Source organism: Nocardioides marinquilinus (assembly GCF_039543705.1).
GTDB classification, from domain to species: domain Bacteria; phylum Actinomycetota; class Actinomycetes; order Propionibacteriales; family Nocardioidaceae; genus Nocardioides; species Nocardioides marinquilinus.
Window position 1 is genome coordinate 25,840 of sequence record NZ_BAABKG010000006.1, and the last position, 14,003, is coordinate 39,842.

The window sequence follows — 14,003 nt, forward strand, 5'->3', positions numbered from 1 at the left end:
CGGGTCGGCGCTCGTGGGCCCGGCTAGGGCGGGCCGCTGCCGATGAGCTCGGTCTCGTCGACGGTGCCGTCGTCGCCGAAGGTGATCTCCCACTTGTCCTCGCCCAGCACGTAGAGCCAGGTGGTGGTGCCGGCCTGGTTGACGCCACCGTCGTCGCGCGGGCCGAAGACCGCCTCGACGTCGGCCTCGGTCATGTCGTCCATGAGGCCGCACCCGGGCAGGTTCGAGGCCAGCACCAGCTGGTCGCCGAGGTCGAGCGCGCGCCACTCGGCGGCGGTGGGCACCTCGACCCGGTCGCAGTCGACCGGCTCTCCGTCGGGGATGACCGAGACGAAGACGACGAACCCGACCGCCAGCAGCACCAGGAAGCCGCCGAACACGGCCAGCACACGCATGGGCTCACGCTTCCCCCGAAGGGGGACCCGCGAATCCGGGGGTGAGCCCTACCGTCGGCGCATGCCGCGCCGTCCGCTCGCCGTCCTCGCCGCCTCGCTCGTCGTCACCGTGACCGGAGCCCTGCTCACCCCGGCCGCCGCGCCGGCGGCGCCCGGCGAGCAGGACGCCCGCGCCGAGGGCGTGCGCTACGTGGCGATGGGCGACTCCTACAGCGCGGCGTCGGGGGTGCTGCCGCTCGCGGTGCCGTCGCCGCCGCAGTGCCTGCGCTCGAGCCGCAACTACCCGCACGTCATCGCCCGGCGGATCGGCGCCCGCCTCACCGACGTCACCTGCGGCGGCGCCGAGACCGGCGACTACGCCGAGGGCCAGTACCCCGGGGTGGCGCCGCAGCTCGACGCGCTCGGACGTCGCACGCGGCTGGTGACGATGACCATCGGCGGCAACGACGGCGGTGTGTTCATCGGCGCCATCCTCAAGTGCGGGGTGGCCGGTCTCGGCACGCTGGGACGGGGCAGCCCGTGCCGCGACCAGTACGGCGCCTCGTTCGAGCGCACCGTGCGCCGCGAGACCGCCCCGGCCCTGGTGCGGGCGCTGCGGGCGGTGCACCGCGAGGCCCCGAACGCCCGGGTCGCGATCCTCGGCTACCCGTGGATCGTGCCCGAGCGGGGCGGCTGCTTCGACAAGATGCCGATCGCGCGCGGCGACGTCCCCTACCTGCGCAGCCTGCAACGCACGCTCAACGACGCCGTGCAGACCGCCGCCCGGCGCACCGGCAGCCGCTACGTCGCCATGAACCGCGCCTCGCACGGCCACGACGCCTGCAAGCCGGTCGGCGTGCGGTGGATCGAGCCGGTGCTGCAGGGCACCAACCCGGTGGTCGTGCACCCGAACGCACTGGGCGAGCGGCGCATGGCCGAGCGCACCATCACGGTGCTCGGGCTCGACTGAGCCCGACGGGTCACTCGGCCCGCGGGTGACCCTCGGGCTCGTCGTAGCGCACGGCCTCGTCGGGGAACGCCTCACCGGTGGGGTGCGGCGTGCCGGGCGACCCCTCGGCGGGGTCGTACTCGCCGGCGGCGGCCGCGCCGCCCTCCGTGTCGGACGACGGCTCCGCGGCCTCCGCGTCGTCGTCGAGGTGGCCGAGGTTCTCGTCAGGCTGCTCGCTCATGCCGTCCAGCCAAGCACGGTGCCCCACCACCCGTGGGGGTGCGGGCGCTCACGCCTGGGTCGCGACCTTGTCCTCGAGCAGGTCGGCGGAGAGGTCGCCGGTCTCGCCCTGGGCGACGGCCCGGCGTCCGAGCACGAAGACGTAGGCCAGGAAGGCGAGCTCGGCCACGACGCCGATGCCGATGCGCGCCCATGTGGGCAGCGGCGAGGGCGTCACGAACGCCTCGATGAGGCCGCTGACGAACAGCACGGCGACCAGGCCGAGGGCGATCGTGACGGCGGTGCGACCCTCGCGGGCGAGCGAGGCGGCGCGACTGAGCCCCTTCGGCTCGATCCACGACCAGAACAGCCGCAGGCCGACGCCGCCGGCGACGAAGACCGCGGTCAGCTCGAGGATGCCGTGGGGCAGGATCAGGCCGAAGAAGATCTGGCCGGCGTCGGCCCGCAGCATGATCGAGCCGATGATCGCCACGTTGAGGACGTTGCTCCACAGCAGCAGGACGACGGGCACGCCGAGGATGCCGAGGGCGATGCACAGCGCCGCCACCCGTGCGTTGTTCAGCCAGACCCGGGCGGCGAAGCTCTGGGCCGGGTTCTCGCTGTAGTAGCTCTCGAAGTCGCTGTTCACGAGGCGGTCGACCTCCTGCGGCGAGAGCAGCGACTGCTGCACCGAGGGGTGGTCGAGCAGCCAGAGGATCACCACGGCCGCGACCACCACGTTGGCGACCAGGCAGGCGATCCACCACCACCGCAGCCGGTAGAGGGCGGCCGGGAACCGGTGGGTGAAGAACCGCGCCACGCCGGCCCACGTGCTGACCCGGCTGCCGACGAGCTTGATGCGTGCCCGCGCGAGCAGGGAGGAGAGGTGGGCGATGAGCTGGCCGTCGGGGGACGACGTCCGCACGACCGAGAGGTGGGTGGCGACCTGCTGGTAGCGCTCGACGAGCTCGTCGGCCTCGGCGCCGGTGAGCCGCGACCGCCCGGCGAGCTGCTCGAGCCGCTGCCACTCGTGCGCGTGGCTGAGCACGTAGGCGTCGAGGTCCACGGGACACACCCTAGGTGTCGGCTGGGTGGCCCTGGGAGGATGGCGCGGTGACCACGGCGGGCCCGCAGCGACCGGAGTTCAGCCTGCTCACCAGCGACGACCTCGTCACCGGCGAGGCAGTGGCGCTCGACCTGCCCCCGGCCTCGCTCGGCTCGCGGTTGGCCTCCGGCCTGATCGACGTGGTCGTGACGGTCACGCTGCTGATCGTGCTCGTCATCGTCTTCGGGCTGGTCTCGCTGAGCACCGACCCGGCCGCCCGCGACGCGATCGTGATCGCGGTGACGCTGGTGGTCTTCCTGGTCGTGCCGGTGACGGTCGAGACGCTCGCCCGCGGACGCTCCCTCGGCAAGCTGGCGCTCGGGCTGCGGGCGGTGCGCGACGACGCCGGGCCGATCTCGTTCCACCACGCGATGGTGCGCACGCTCATCGGCGTCGTGGAGACCTACGTGTTCTTCGGCGTCCCGGCGTTCTTCTCGATGCTGCTCAGCAGCCGCGGCAAGCGCCTGGGCGACTACGCCGCCGGCACCTACGTGGTGCGCACCCGGGTGGCGCTGCGGCTGGCCTACCCGCCGCCGATGCCGCCGCACCTCGCCGGCTGGGCGGCACGGGCCGACATCGCCTCGCTGCCGACCGGACTGGCGCTGGGCGTGCGGCAGTACCTCGGCCGGCTGAACGACCTCGACCCCTACTCACGCGCGGCGGTGGGCGCGCGGTTGGCCAACGAGGTGAGCGAGCACGTCTCGCCGCTGCCGCCGCCCGGCACGGCCCCCGAGCACTTCCTGTGCGCGGTGGTGGCGGCCCGGCGCGAGCGCGACCTCGCGCGCCTGCGCCGCGAGCAGGGGTTCCGGCAGCGGCTCACGTCGAGCCGCTGACCGCCGTCCCCTCCTGGTCGCCCGCGCGGGCGGGGATCAGCAGGACGGCGGCCGCCGCCAGCAGGCACAGGACGCCGGCGGTGAGCCAGGCCGTCGTGTACGCGCCGATGCCCTGGCGCACCAGCCCGGCGTAGGCCGCGGCCACGCCCGCACCGACCATGTGGGCGGCGAAAACCCAGCCGAAGACGACGGCGGCCCGCTCGGGGCCGAAGTGCGCCCGGCACAGCGCCACGGTGGGCGGCACCGTCGCGACCCAGTCGAGGCCGTAGAAGACGATGAAGACGAACAGGCTGGGGTGCACGACCTCGGCGAGCAGGTAGGGCACGGCGAGGAGCGAGAGCCCCCGCAGCAGGTAGTAGACGAGCAGCAGGTAGCGGCTGTCGACGCGGTCGGTGAGCCAGCCGCTGGCGACGGTGCCGACGATGTCGAAGACGCCGATGAGCGCCAGCAGCGAGGCGGCGGTGGTCTCGGGCATGCCGTGGTCGTGCGCGGCCGGGATGAAGTGGGTTCCGATCAGCCCGTTGGTCGACCACCCGCAGACCCAGAACGTGCCGAACAGGATCCAGAACACCCGCGACCGGGAGGCCTCGCGCAGGGTGTCGATCGCGACCCGGGCGGCGCCGCGGGTCGGGGCCGGGGCCGGCACGGGCGCGGCCAGGGTGGGATCGGCGCCGTAGGCCGTGGTGCCGACGCTCTCGGGCGAGTCGGCGAGCAGCAGGAGCACGAGGGGCACCAGCAGCAGCGCGAAGGCCGCGACCAGCCCGGCCGCCCACCGCCAGCCGGGGCCGTCGGCGAGGTGGGCGATGGCGGGCAGGAAGACCAGCTGGCCGGTCGAGCTGGCGGCCGAGAAGACACCGACCACCACGCCCCGGTGGCGCACGAACCAGCGGTTCGCCACCACCGCGCCGAAGACCAGCGCGAGCGAGCCGGTGCCGACGCCGATCGCGAAGCCCCAGAGCAGCCACAGCTGCCAGGCCTCGGTCATCACCAGCGTGAGGCCGGCGCCGACGGCGACGAGGGTGAGCGAGGCGGCGACGACGCGGCGCAGCCCGAACCGCTCCATCAGGGCCGCCGCGAACGGGGCCGTGAGGCCGTAGACGATCAGGTTGAGGCTGACCGCGCCACTCGTGGTCGTGCGCGACCAGCCGAACTCGCTCTCGAGCGGCTCGAGCAGCGCGCCCGTCGACGACCGGAACCCGGCCGCCGCGATGAGCGCGCCCATCGTGATCGCCGCGACCCACCAGGCGCGGTGCACCCGCCTCGTGCGCCCCCGCGGCTCGACGGTCGTGCTCACCGCAGGAGCGTAGGACGGCACGAGCTGCCGCCGGCGGTGAACCCGAACGGCGGACGCTGCGTTGGGGAGGGTGACGGTGCCCAGCCGTCGTCCATCGACCGGGAGGAGGCGCCGTGCGACGTCACGACCTCGACGCCGAGTTCGCCCGCTACGTCGAGGCGCGGGCGACCGCGCTGCAGCGACTGGGCTACGGGCTCTGCGGCTCGTAGCCCGACGCCGAGGAGCTCGTGCAGGGCACCTTCGAGCGGCTCTACCGCCACTGGCCGCGGGTGCGGACGCTGGAGGCCGACGCCTACGCGCGGCGCACCCTGACCAACCTGTTCCTCGACGGCCTCCGCAGGCGCCGGGGCGAGTCGGTCGCACCACCGCCGGACGTCGCCGTGCCCAGCCGGGCGACCGACGTCGAGACCAGCATCGACCTCGCCCGCGCGCTGGCCGCCCTGCCGCCGCGGATGCGGGCCGTCGTCGTGCTGCGCTTCCTCAAGGACCTCCCGGTCGCCGAGGTGGCCGCCGTCCTCGGCATGGCCGAGGGCACCGTCAAGAGCCACACCCACAAGGCGCTCGCCGCGCTGCAGGCCGGTGCCACCCCCGATCACCCCGAGGTGACCCGATGACCGACCTGCGCGAGCACCTGCACGACCTCACCGCCGCTCCCCCGCCCCTGCGCGTCGACGCCACCCGGCTGATCGCCGACGGCACCCGCGCCCGCCGTCGCCGCCGGGCCACCGCCGTCGCGGGCGTGGCCGCGGTCGTGGTGGTGGCGGCGTCGACCGCGCTCGCCGTTCGCGGCAGTCGCCCGCCCGACGACTCCGCCACCCCACCGGCCACCCCACCGGCCACCCCACCGACCACCCCGTCGGCGACCGACACCGCGCCCACCGACCGCGCGTCGGTCGGGCCCGCCTCGCCCGTGGCCACCTCACCCGCCGACCTGCCCCGGGTGCTGCGCGACCTGGCCGCCGAGGCGCTGCCGGGCGCCGACGAGACGATCATGCGGGCCGCGAGCTGGACGATGACCCCCGACGTCGCCCGCGCCACCGACCCGTGGGCCGCGGCCGCGCTGCCGGCCGGGCGTCACGACGAGGCCACCGACTGGACGGCGCGCTTCGACCGCGGCACCTCGACGCTCGCCGTCCTCACCCGGCACGTGCCGCCCGACGCGCCCGTCGAGCTGACGGCGCCGCGGTGCGCGCCGCCGTCCGCGGGCTACCGCTGCGAGGTGCGCGACGTGGCCGGCGGCGTCCTGGTCGAGACCTACGACCGGGTCGACCTCGAGCCGGGGAGATCACGCGTCGAGCACACCGTGGTGCTGCTCGGCACCGACGACACCGACGACACCGACGACACCGAGCGGACGGTGCAGGAGATCCGGCGTGACGACGTCGACGGCCCGCTCACCGAGGGCTGGCAGCTCACCGGCGCCGACCTCGAGGCGATCGTGACCGATCCGCGCCTCGGCTTCCCGCTGCCCGACCCGCCCCCCCGGGCTGCCGAGCATCGAGCTCTGCCTCCACGGCACCGCGACACCCGGTCAGGACGACGGCTGCCCCGGCCTGTCGTAGCGCAGGTCGGTGGCGGCGCGGCCGGCGGCGAGGCCCTTGCGCTCGAAGCGGGTGACCGGCCGCTCGTCCCAGCGGTCGACGACGCCACCGGTCAGACCGGGCTCGGCGTCGAGCACCTCGACCATCTGCTCGGCGTAGGCCGACCAGTCGGTGGCCAGCCGCCAGCAGCCGCCCGGCTCGAGCCGCGAGGCGGCGAGCGCCGCGAAGGGCGGCGTGACCAGGCGGCGCTTGTGGTGCCGGGTCTTGGGCCACGGGTCGGGGAAGAACGTCCACAGCTCGCGCACGCTGCCGGGCGCGAGCAGGTGCTCGAGGCTCCAGGCGGCGTCGACGCCGCACAGCCGCACGTTCTCGACGCCGGCGTCGGCGAGCAGCGCGAGGGTGGAGGCGACGCCGGGGTGCCAGACCTCGAAGGCCAGCACGTTCCAGTCCGGACGCCGGGCGGCGAGGGCCGCGGTCGCCTCGCCGACGCCGGAGCCGATCTCGACGGCCAGCGGCGCCTCCCGCCCGAAGCGCTCGGCCCAGGAGAAGCCCGGCTGCTCGACGTCCGCCTCGGGCACCACCCAGGCCTCGTGGTGCGCGGCCCAGGCCTGCGCCTGCCGGTCGGTCAGCCGGCTGCCGCGGCGGGAGTAGCTGAGCACCTCGCGCATGCGACGCCCGTCGGCGCTCAGCCGGTGGTGCGGCCGCGCCGGCGAGACCTTCCCCGCTTCGTAATCCTCCACGGGCCCAGCCTCCACCACGCTTGTCCTGCCCCGATCCGAGCCCCCATGGAGGAGACCCGATGAGCAACCAGCCGCCCAGCCCCTACGGCCAGCCCGGCCCGCCCCCGCAGTACGGCCAGCCCAGCCAGCCCGGTCAGCCCGGTCAGCCCGGTCAGCCGAACCAGTACGGTCAGCCCCCGCCGTACGGTCAGCCCGGCCACGGCCCCGGCGGCCCGTCACCGGCCACCGTGTCGTCGGCGGGTCGCCTGCCCGGCTGGGTCGTCGTCGGCAGCGCGGCCCTGGTGTGCCTCAGCGCCTTCCTGCCGTGGGTGACCCTGGGCGGCGAGTCGTTCTCCGGTATCGGCGGTGACGACGTCGGCGGCGCCAAGGACGGGGTCATCACGCTGGCGCTCGGCATCGTGGCCCTGCTCGCCGGCCTCGGCCGCGCCCTGGTCAAGCGGTCCGGCGGGCTGCAGGTGACCTGCTCGATCGTGGCGCTGCTGATGGGCCTGCTGGTCGCCTTGGTCGCCGTCATCGACATCGCCGACGTCAGCGACCTCGGTGACGTGCTCGACGTCGGGGTCGGCATCGGCCTCTGGCTCACCCTGGTCGGCGGCATCGTGCTCGCCGTGGGCGGCGTCTGGGCCCTGGTCAAGCGCCGCTGACGCGCTTGTCGGGCGGCCACCGCGGACCTACCGTCGAGAGCATGGGATGGCCGCGGTGGGACCGGCGCTCGACGCCGCCTGCCGCCGCCGTCCCCGGCCGTCGTCCGGTGGAGTGCGTGGCCCGCGACGTGGCCCGCCTCGGCCCCCGGTTCCACGCCGAGGGGCTGCGCTTCACCAAGTACGAGGCGCTGCGCCGGGCCTACGACCAGGTGCTGGCCGAGGCGTGCGACGTGCTCGAGGTCGACCACCTGCTCACGGTGCTCCCACCGGGCCCCGACCGCGACCTCGAGCGTGAGCGCGTCGAGCGCCTGCTGCGCGGCACCGGCATGGTCGCGCCGGCCTGAGCGCGACGAAGGCCCCCTGCCAGCGGCAGGGGGCCTTCGTAGGGGTGGATCAGTGGGTCACTTGGTGATCTTGGTGACCCGGCCGGCGCCGACGGTGCGGCCACCCTCACGGATGGCGAAGCGCAGGCCCTCGTCCATGGCGATCGGCTGGATGAGCTCGACCGACATCTCGGTGTTGTCGCCCGGCATCACCATCTCGGTGCCCTCCGGCAGCGTCACGACGCCGGTGACGTCGGTCGTGCGGAAGTAGAACTGCGGGCGGTAGTTGTTGAAGAACGGCGTGTGACGGCCGCCCTCCTCCTTGCTCAGGATGTAGACCGAGGCGTCGAAGTTCGTGTGCGGGGTGGTGGTGCCCGGCTTGATCACGACCATGCCGCGCTCAATGTCCTCGCGCTTGGTGCCGCGGAGCAGGAGGCCGACGTTCTCGCCGGCCTGGCCCTCGTCGAGCAGCTTGCGGAACATCTCGACGCCGGTGACGGTCGACTTCTGGGCGGTCGAGCGGATGCCGATGATCTCGACCTCCTCGTTGACCTTCACGATGCCGCGCTCGATGCGACCGGTGATGACCGTGCCGCGACCGGTGATGGTGAAGACGTCCTCGACGGGCATGAGGAACGGCTTGTCGGTCTCGCGCTCCGGGGTGGGAATGCCCTCGTCGACGGCGTCCATGAGCTCGACGATCGACTCGGCCCACTTCTCGTCACCCTGCAGGGCGGGGAAGGCGGCCACGCGGACGACGGGGATGTCGTCACCGGGGAACTCGTAGTCGGAGAGGAGCTCGCGCACCTCCATCTCGACGAGCTCGATGAGCTCCTCGTCGTCGACCATGTCGCACTTGTTGAGCGCCACGACGATGGCCGGCACGCCGACCTGACGGGCGAGCAGCACGTGCTCCTTGGTCTGCGGCATCGGACCGTCGGTGGCGGCCACGACCAGGATCGCGCCGTCCATCTGGGCCGCGCCGGTGATCATGTTCTTGATGTAGTCGGCGTGACCGGGGCAGTCGACGTGGGCGTAGTGCCGGTTCTCGGTCTGGTACTCGACGTGCGCGATCGAGATCGTGATGCCGCGCTGCCGCTCCTCGGGAGCCTTGTCGATCTCGTCGAAGGCCGAGGCCTCGTTGAGGTCGGGGTGCTTGTCGTGCAGGACCTTGGTGATCGCCGCGGTCAAGGTGGTCTTGCCGTGGTCGATGTGACCGATCGTGCCGATGTTGACGTGCGGCTTGGTCCGCTCGAACTTCGCCTTAGCCACTGCGGGCTCCTCCTGGTTGTGTGTTTCTTGACTCGTGGGTGGGTGGTACGCCGAGGGTTCGCGTCGGCAGCGTGCTACTACTCGCCGCGGACCTTCTTGACGATCTCGTCGGCGATGTTCGTGGGAACCTCGGCGTACGAGTCGAACTCCATCGAGTACGAAGCCTGGCCCGAGGTCTTGGACCTCAGGTCGCCAACGTACCCGAACATCTCGGACAGCGGCACGAGGGCGTCGATGACCATGTCACCGTGACGCTCCTCCTGCGCGCGGATCTGCCCGCGGCGGCTGTTGATGTCGCCGATGACCGTGCCGAGGAAGCTCTCCGGCGTGGTGACCTCGACGGCGAACATCGGCTCGAGCAGCACGGGCTTCGCCATGCGGGCGGCCTCCTTGAAGGCCTGGTTGCCGGCGATCTTGAAGGCCAGCTCGGAGGAGTCGACGTCGTGGTAGGCGCCGTCCTCGAGCGTGAACTTCACGTCGACCATCGGGTAGCCGGCGAGGACGCCGAACTCCATGGCCTCCTGGCCGCCCTGGTCGACCGAGGGGATGTACTCCCGGGGCACGCGACCGCCGCTGACGTTGTTGGCGAACTCGTAGCCCGCACCGGTGCCGGTCTCGGGGTCGATGTTGGGGCCGAGGGAGACCACGACCTTCGCGAACTGGCCCGAACCACCGGTCTGCTTCTTGTGCGTGTAGCTGTGGTTCGTGACCTCCTTGCGGAGGGTCTCGCGGTAGGCCACCTGCGGCTTGCCGACGGTCGCCTCGACGCGGAACTCGCGCTTCATGCGGTCGACGAGGATCTCGAGGTGGAGCTCGCCCATGCCGGCGATGATCGTCTGGCCGGTCTCCTCGTCGGACTTGACCGTGAAGGTCGGGTCCTCGTCGGAGAGGCGCTGGATCGCGGTGCCCAGCTTCTCCTGGTCGCTCTTGGTCTTCGGCTCGATGGCGACCTCGATCACCGGGGCCGGGAAGGTCATCGACTCCAGCACGACCTGGTTGCTCGGGTCGCTCAGGGTGTGACCGGTCTTGGTGTCCTTCAGACCCATGACGGCCACGATCTGACCGGCGCCGACCGAGGCGATCTCCTCACGCTTGTTCGCGTGCATCTGGTAGACCTTGCCGATCCGCTCCTTGCGGCCGTTGACCGAGTTGACCACGGTCGAGCCGGCCTCGAGCTTGCCCGAGTAGACCCGGACGTAGATCAGCTTGCCGAGGTGCGGGTCGCTGGCGATCTTGTAGGCCAGGCCGGAGAACGGCTCGCTGTCGGACGGCTTGCGCTCGATCGCGGTCTCCTCGTCGCCCGGCTTGTGGCCGACGATGGCGTCGATGTCGAGCGGCGAGGGCAGGTAGCGCACCACGGCGTCGAGCAGGGGCTGGACGCCCTTGTTCTTGAACGCCGTGCCGCACAGCACCGGGTTGACCTTGTCGGCCAGCGTGGCGGCGCGGATGGCGGCGTGCAGCTCGTCCTCGGTGAAGACGTCGCCGTCCTCGAGGTAACGCTCCATGATGTCGTCGTCGGTCTCGGCGACGGTCTCGACGAGCTTCTCGCGGTACTCCGCGGCCTGGTCGGCGAGCTCGGCCGGGACGTCCTCGACCTCGTAGTCCTCACCGATCTTGGTCTCGCCGCGCCAGACCAGGGCCTTCATGCGGACCAGGTCGACGACGCCGATGAAGTCGCCCTCGGCGCCGATGGGCAGCTGCAGCACCAGCGGGGTGGAGTTGAGGCGCTCGACCATCATGTCGACGCAGCGGAAGAAGTCGGCGCCGGTGCGGTCGAGCTTGTTGACGAAGCACATGCGGGGCACCGAGTACTTGTTGGCCTGGCGCCACACGGTCATCGTCTGGGGCTCGACGCCCGCGACCCCGTCGAAGACGGCGACGGCGCCGTCGAGGACGCGCAGCGAGCGCTCGACCTCGGCGGTGAAGTCGACGTGCCCGGGGGTGTCGATGATGTTGATCTGGTGGTCCTTCCACCAGCAGGTCGTCGCGGCGGACGTGATGGTGATGCCGCGCTCCTGCTCCTGCTCCATCCAGTCCATCGTGGCGGCGCCGTCGTGCACCTCACCGATCTTGTAGCTGATGCCGGTGTAGAAGAGGATCCGCTCGGTGGTGGTGGTCTTGCCGGCGTCGATGTGCGCCATGATGCCGATGTTGCGGACGACGTTGAGGTCCGTCGTGATGTTGACAGCCACGTTCTTTGTCTCAGTCCCTTGTGGTCACGTGCGAGTAGCCCGGGCCGAGGCGGCCGGGCCGACCGTCACAACGCCGGGAGGCCCCGGCGTGTTCCGTGTCGGCCCGCGCCGCCGCGATCACCAGCGGTAGTGGGCGAAGGCCTTGTTCGAGTCGGCCATCTTGTGCGTGTCCTCACGCTTCTTCACCGCGGCGCCGAGGCCGTTGGAGGCGTCGAGGATCTCGTTCATCAGCCGCTCGTGCATCGACTTCTCGCGACGGTCGGCGGCGTAGCCGACGAGCCAGCGCAGCGCGAGCGTGGTGCCGCGGTTGCCCTTGACCTCGATCGGCACCTGGTAGGTCGCACCGCCGACGCGGCGGGACTTGACCTCGATGGCGGGACGCACGTTCTCCAGCGCCCGCTTGAGGGTGACGACGGGGTCGGTGCCGTTCTTCTCGCGGCAGCCCTCGAGCGCGGTGTAGACGATGCGCTGCGCGACCTGCTTCTTGCCGTCCTGCAGCACCTTGGAGACCAGCTGGGAGACCAGCTGGGAGCCGTAGACCGGGTCGATGTCGATCGGTCGCTTCGGAGCGGGGCCCTTGCGCGGCATCAGCTCTTCTCCTTCTTCGCGCCGTAGCGGCTGCGCGCCTGCTTGCGGTTCTTCACACCCTGGGTGTCGAGCGAGCCGCGGATGATCTTGTAGCGGACGCCGGGGAGGTCCTTCACCCGGCCGCCGCGGACGAGCACGATCGAGTGCTCCTGGAGGTTGTGACCCACGCCCGGGATGTAGGCGGTGACCTCGACGCCGCTGGACAGTCGCACGCGGGCGACCTTGCGCAGGGCGGAGTTCGGCTTCTTCGGGGTGGTGGTGTAGACGCGGGTGCAGACGCCGCGGCGCTGGGGCGAGCCCTTCAGCGCGGGCGTCTTGTTCTTCGACACCTTGTCCTGGCGGCCCTTGCGGACCAGCTGGTTGATGGTTGGCACCTGGTGGTTCTCTCTCGTTCTACTCTCAGTGCCGGCGCTCTGCCGGGCACGGTGGTGTTGCGTTGGAGCGAGTGCCGAGACGTGCGGCCGTCGGTGGGCACGCTTGACGCCTGGTTCCCCAGGCACGATTCCCGAGGCTACTCGCCGCCCGGAGGGGCAGCAAATTCCTCGGACGCCGCCCGCACCCGGCCCGCACCCGGCCCGGAGCCGGGCCTAGCGGGCGTGCGCGGCCTCGGGGACGACGTCCTCGATGGGGCGGTGGGGGCCGTGGCGGGTCTCGTCGAGCAGGACCCGCCACCCGCCGGTGAGCCGGGCGTAGACGCCGACGGCCAGCGCGACGCCGACCAGGGTGAGCAGGCCGCCGATGGCGAGGGTCCAGCGGGCGCCGTACTGCTCGCCGATGATGCCGATCAGTGGGGAGCCGAGCGGGGTGCCGCCCATGACGATGGTCATGTAGAGCGCCATGACGCGACCGCGCAGCTCGGGCGCCGAGCTGAGCTGCATGGTGGCGTTGGCCGAGTTGAGCAGCGTCATGGTGCACAGGCCGATGACCGGGGCGAAGCACGCGAACAGCAGGTAGGTGGGCAGCACCGAGGCCACCATCAGCGCGAGCCCGAAGCCGACGCCGGAGAGCACCAGCAGCCGCAGCCGGATGCGCACCCGGCGGGCCGCCAGCAGCGCGCCGGTGAGCGAGCCCACCGCCAGCGCCGAGCCGAGGACGCCGAACTCCCCCGCGCCCTTGCCGAAGACCTGGGTGGCCATCAACGCGGAGAAGATCATGAAGTTCATGCCGAACGTGCCGGCGAAGAACACCATGACCAGGATCATCATCATCCGTGGCTGGCTGCGCACGTAGCGCACGCCCTCGACCAGGGCGCCCGGACGTCGTCCGGTGGGCTTGGGCGAGTGCAGCCGGTCGGTGTCCATGCGCTGCAGCTGGGTGATCACCGCCAGGTAGGACACCGAGTTGACCAGGATGACCCAGCCGGTGGCCGCCGTCCCGTCGCCGAAGGCGTGGATGAGCAGGCCGGCCAGCGCCGGGCCGACGATGCGCGCGAGGTTGAAGCTGGCGGCGTTGAGGCCGACGGCGTTGGTGAGGTCGTCGGGCCCGACCATCTCGGAGACGAACGACTGGCGCGCCGGGGCGTCGAAGGCCGAGCCGATGCCGAAGACGAAGGCGATGACGAAGACCATCCAGGTCTGCGCGACCTCGGTGACGGCCAGGACGCCGAGCTGCAGCGACGCGAGCGCCATCGAGGCCTGGGTGAGCTGCAGCAGCCGGCGCTTGGAGAACCGGTCGGCGACGACGCCGGCGTACGGCGAGAGCAGCAGGACCGGCAGGAACTGCAGCCCGGTGGTGATGCCGAGCGCGGTGCCGCCGCCGCCGAGGGTCAGCACCAGCCAGTCCTGGGCCACGCGCTGCATCCAGGTGCCGGTGTTGGAGACCAGGGTGCCGGTGACGTACTGGCGGTAGTTGCGGATGCGCAGGGCGCGGAAGGTGGGGCTCATGGCGTCTCCGCGCCACCGCGGCGTCGTCCACCGGAGGAACGAGGCA

At 72.2% G+C, this 14,003-nt stretch carries 15 protein-coding genes and 1 pseudogene; 5 read left to right on the forward strand and 11 right to left on the reverse strand.

What is annotated here, in order from left to right:
* Positions 1-23 precede the first annotated feature (23 nt).
* Positions 24-395, reverse strand: a complete 372-nt coding sequence (locus tag ABEA04_RS20035; protein WP_345463024.1) for a hypothetical protein — start codon at positions 393-395, stop codon at positions 24-26.
* Positions 396-456: 61 nt separating this feature from the next.
* Here ABEA04_RS20035 and ABEA04_RS20040 point away from each other — a divergent pair, with 61 nt between their 5' ends.
* Positions 457-1,344 carry an SGNH/GDSL hydrolase family protein gene (locus ABEA04_RS20040; RefSeq protein WP_345463026.1) on the forward strand — a complete coding sequence of 296 codons (888 nt, stop codon included), beginning with the start codon at positions 457-459 and terminating at the stop codon, positions 1,342-1,344.
* A gap of 10 nt (positions 1,345-1,354) precedes the next feature.
* On the opposite strand, the gene ABEA04_RS20045 is transcribed toward ABEA04_RS20040, so the two are convergent.
* Together ABEA04_RS20045 and ABEA04_RS20050 are read right to left on the reverse strand one after the other, a co-directional pair.
* Positions 1,355-1,564, reverse strand: a complete 210-nt coding sequence (locus ABEA04_RS20045; RefSeq protein WP_345463029.1) for a hypothetical protein — start codon at positions 1,562-1,564, stop codon at positions 1,355-1,357.
* A 48-nt stretch (positions 1,565-1,612) separates the two neighbouring features.
* Positions 1,613-2,608, reverse strand: coding sequence for a stage II sporulation protein M (locus ABEA04_RS20050; protein ID WP_345463032.1), 996 nt, complete (start codon positions 2,606-2,608; stop codon positions 1,613-1,615).
* A 47-nt stretch (positions 2,609-2,655) separates the two neighbouring features.
* On the opposite strand from ABEA04_RS20050, the gene ABEA04_RS20055 reads away from it, so the two are divergent.
* Entirely contained in the window at positions 2,656-3,480 is an 825-nt protein-coding gene (locus ABEA04_RS20055; RefSeq protein ID WP_345463035.1) for an RDD family protein, read from the forward strand.
* Here the strand turns inward: ABEA04_RS20055 and ABEA04_RS20060 are convergent.
* Positions 3,464-4,774, reverse strand: coding sequence for an MFS transporter (locus tag ABEA04_RS20060; RefSeq protein ID WP_345463038.1), 1,311 nt, complete (start codon positions 4,772-4,774; stop codon positions 3,464-3,466). The two genes, ABEA04_RS20055 and ABEA04_RS20060, sit on opposite strands and share 17 nt — an antisense overlap.
* A gap of 224 nt (positions 4,775-4,998) precedes the next feature.
* On the opposite strand from ABEA04_RS20060, the pseudogene ABEA04_RS20065 reads away from it, so the two are divergent.
* Positions 4,999-5,388: pseudogene (locus tag ABEA04_RS20065) on the forward strand (sigma-70 family RNA polymerase sigma factor); the annotation flags it as partial.
* Between the two features lie 671 nt (positions 5,389-6,059).
* Here ABEA04_RS20065 and ABEA04_RS20070 read toward each other — a convergent pair.
* Positions 6,060-6,272, reverse strand: a complete 213-nt coding sequence (locus ABEA04_RS20070) for a hypothetical protein (protein ID WP_345463041.1) — start codon at positions 6,270-6,272, stop codon at positions 6,060-6,062.
* Between the two features lie 33 nt (positions 6,273-6,305).
* Complete coding sequence (trmB, locus tag ABEA04_RS20075) at positions 6,306-7,055, reverse strand: tRNA (guanosine(46)-N7)-methyltransferase TrmB (RefSeq protein ID WP_345463044.1); 750 nt, start codon at positions 7,053-7,055, stop codon at positions 6,306-6,308.
* A 59-nt stretch (positions 7,056-7,114) separates the two neighbouring features.
* On the opposite strand from trmB, the gene ABEA04_RS20080 reads away from it, so the two are divergent.
* The gene (locus ABEA04_RS20080) at positions 7,115-7,699 is read left to right on the forward strand and encodes a hypothetical protein (RefSeq protein WP_345463047.1); all 585 of its coding nucleotides are present in this window, start codon (positions 7,115-7,117) and stop codon (positions 7,697-7,699) included.
* Positions 7,700-7,740: 41 nt separating this feature from the next.
* Positions 7,741-8,043 (forward strand): hypothetical protein, encoded by a 303-nt coding sequence (locus ABEA04_RS20085; RefSeq protein WP_345463050.1) that lies wholly within the window; start codon positions 7,741-7,743, stop codon positions 8,041-8,043.
* A gap of 57 nt (positions 8,044-8,100) precedes the next feature.
* On the opposite strand, the gene tuf is transcribed toward ABEA04_RS20085, so the two are convergent.
* The 5 genes from tuf to ABEA04_RS20110 form a co-directional block, all read right to left on the reverse strand.
* A complete protein-coding gene (gene tuf / locus ABEA04_RS20090; RefSeq protein WP_345463053.1) occupies positions 8,101-9,294 on the reverse strand; it encodes an elongation factor Tu in 1,194 nt (397 codons plus the stop codon).
* 77 nt (positions 9,295-9,371) lie between these two features.
* The gene (gene fusA / locus ABEA04_RS20095) at positions 9,372-11,486 is read right to left on the reverse strand and encodes an elongation factor G (protein WP_345463056.1); all 2,115 of its coding nucleotides are present in this window, start codon (positions 11,484-11,486) and stop codon (positions 9,372-9,374) included.
* 117 nt (positions 11,487-11,603) lie between these two features.
* Positions 11,604-12,074, reverse strand: coding sequence for a 30S ribosomal protein S7 (gene rpsG, locus ABEA04_RS20100; RefSeq protein WP_345463059.1), 471 nt, complete (start codon positions 12,072-12,074; stop codon positions 11,604-11,606).
* A complete protein-coding gene (gene rpsL / locus ABEA04_RS20105; RefSeq protein WP_179517431.1) occupies positions 12,074-12,448 on the reverse strand; it encodes a 30S ribosomal protein S12 in 375 nt (124 codons plus the stop codon). Before rpsL ends, rpsG begins: the two co-directional genes overlap by 1 nt.
* 213 nt (positions 12,449-12,661) lie before the next feature.
* Positions 12,662-13,957 (reverse strand): MFS transporter, encoded by a 1,296-nt coding sequence (locus ABEA04_RS20110; protein WP_345463069.1) that lies wholly within the window; start codon positions 13,955-13,957, stop codon positions 12,662-12,664.
* Between the last annotated feature and the right edge of the window lie 46 nt (positions 13,958-14,003).

Coding starts and splice junctions, on each gene's coding strand:
- ABEA04_RS20080 (WP_345463047.1), top strand. CDS start 7,115: ATGAGCAACCAGCCGCCCAGCCCCTACGGCCAGCCCGGCCCGCCCCCG.
- ABEA04_RS20035 (WP_345463024.1), bottom strand. CDS start 395: ATGCGTGTGCTGGCCGTGTTCGGCGGCTTCCTGGTGCTGCTGGCGGTC.
- ABEA04_RS20085 (WP_345463050.1), top strand. CDS start 7,741: ATGGGATGGCCGCGGTGGGACCGGCGCTCGACGCCGCCTGCCGCCGCC.
- ABEA04_RS20045 (WP_345463029.1), bottom strand. CDS start 1,564: ATGAGCGAGCAGCCTGACGAGAACCTCGGCCACCTCGACGACGACGCG.
- rpsG (WP_345463059.1), bottom strand. CDS start 12,074: ATGCCGCGCAAGGGCCCCGCTCCGAAGCGACCGATCGACATCGACCCG.
- ABEA04_RS20110 (WP_345463069.1), bottom strand. CDS start 13,957: ATGAGCCCCACCTTCCGCGCCCTGCGCATCCGCAACTACCGCCAGTAC.
- ABEA04_RS20070 (WP_345463041.1), bottom strand. CDS start 6,272: ATGCTCGGCAGCCCGGGGGGGCGGGTCGGGCAGCGGGAAGCCGAGGCG.
- ABEA04_RS20040 (WP_345463026.1), top strand. CDS start 457: ATGCCGCGCCGTCCGCTCGCCGTCCTCGCCGCCTCGCTCGTCGTCACC.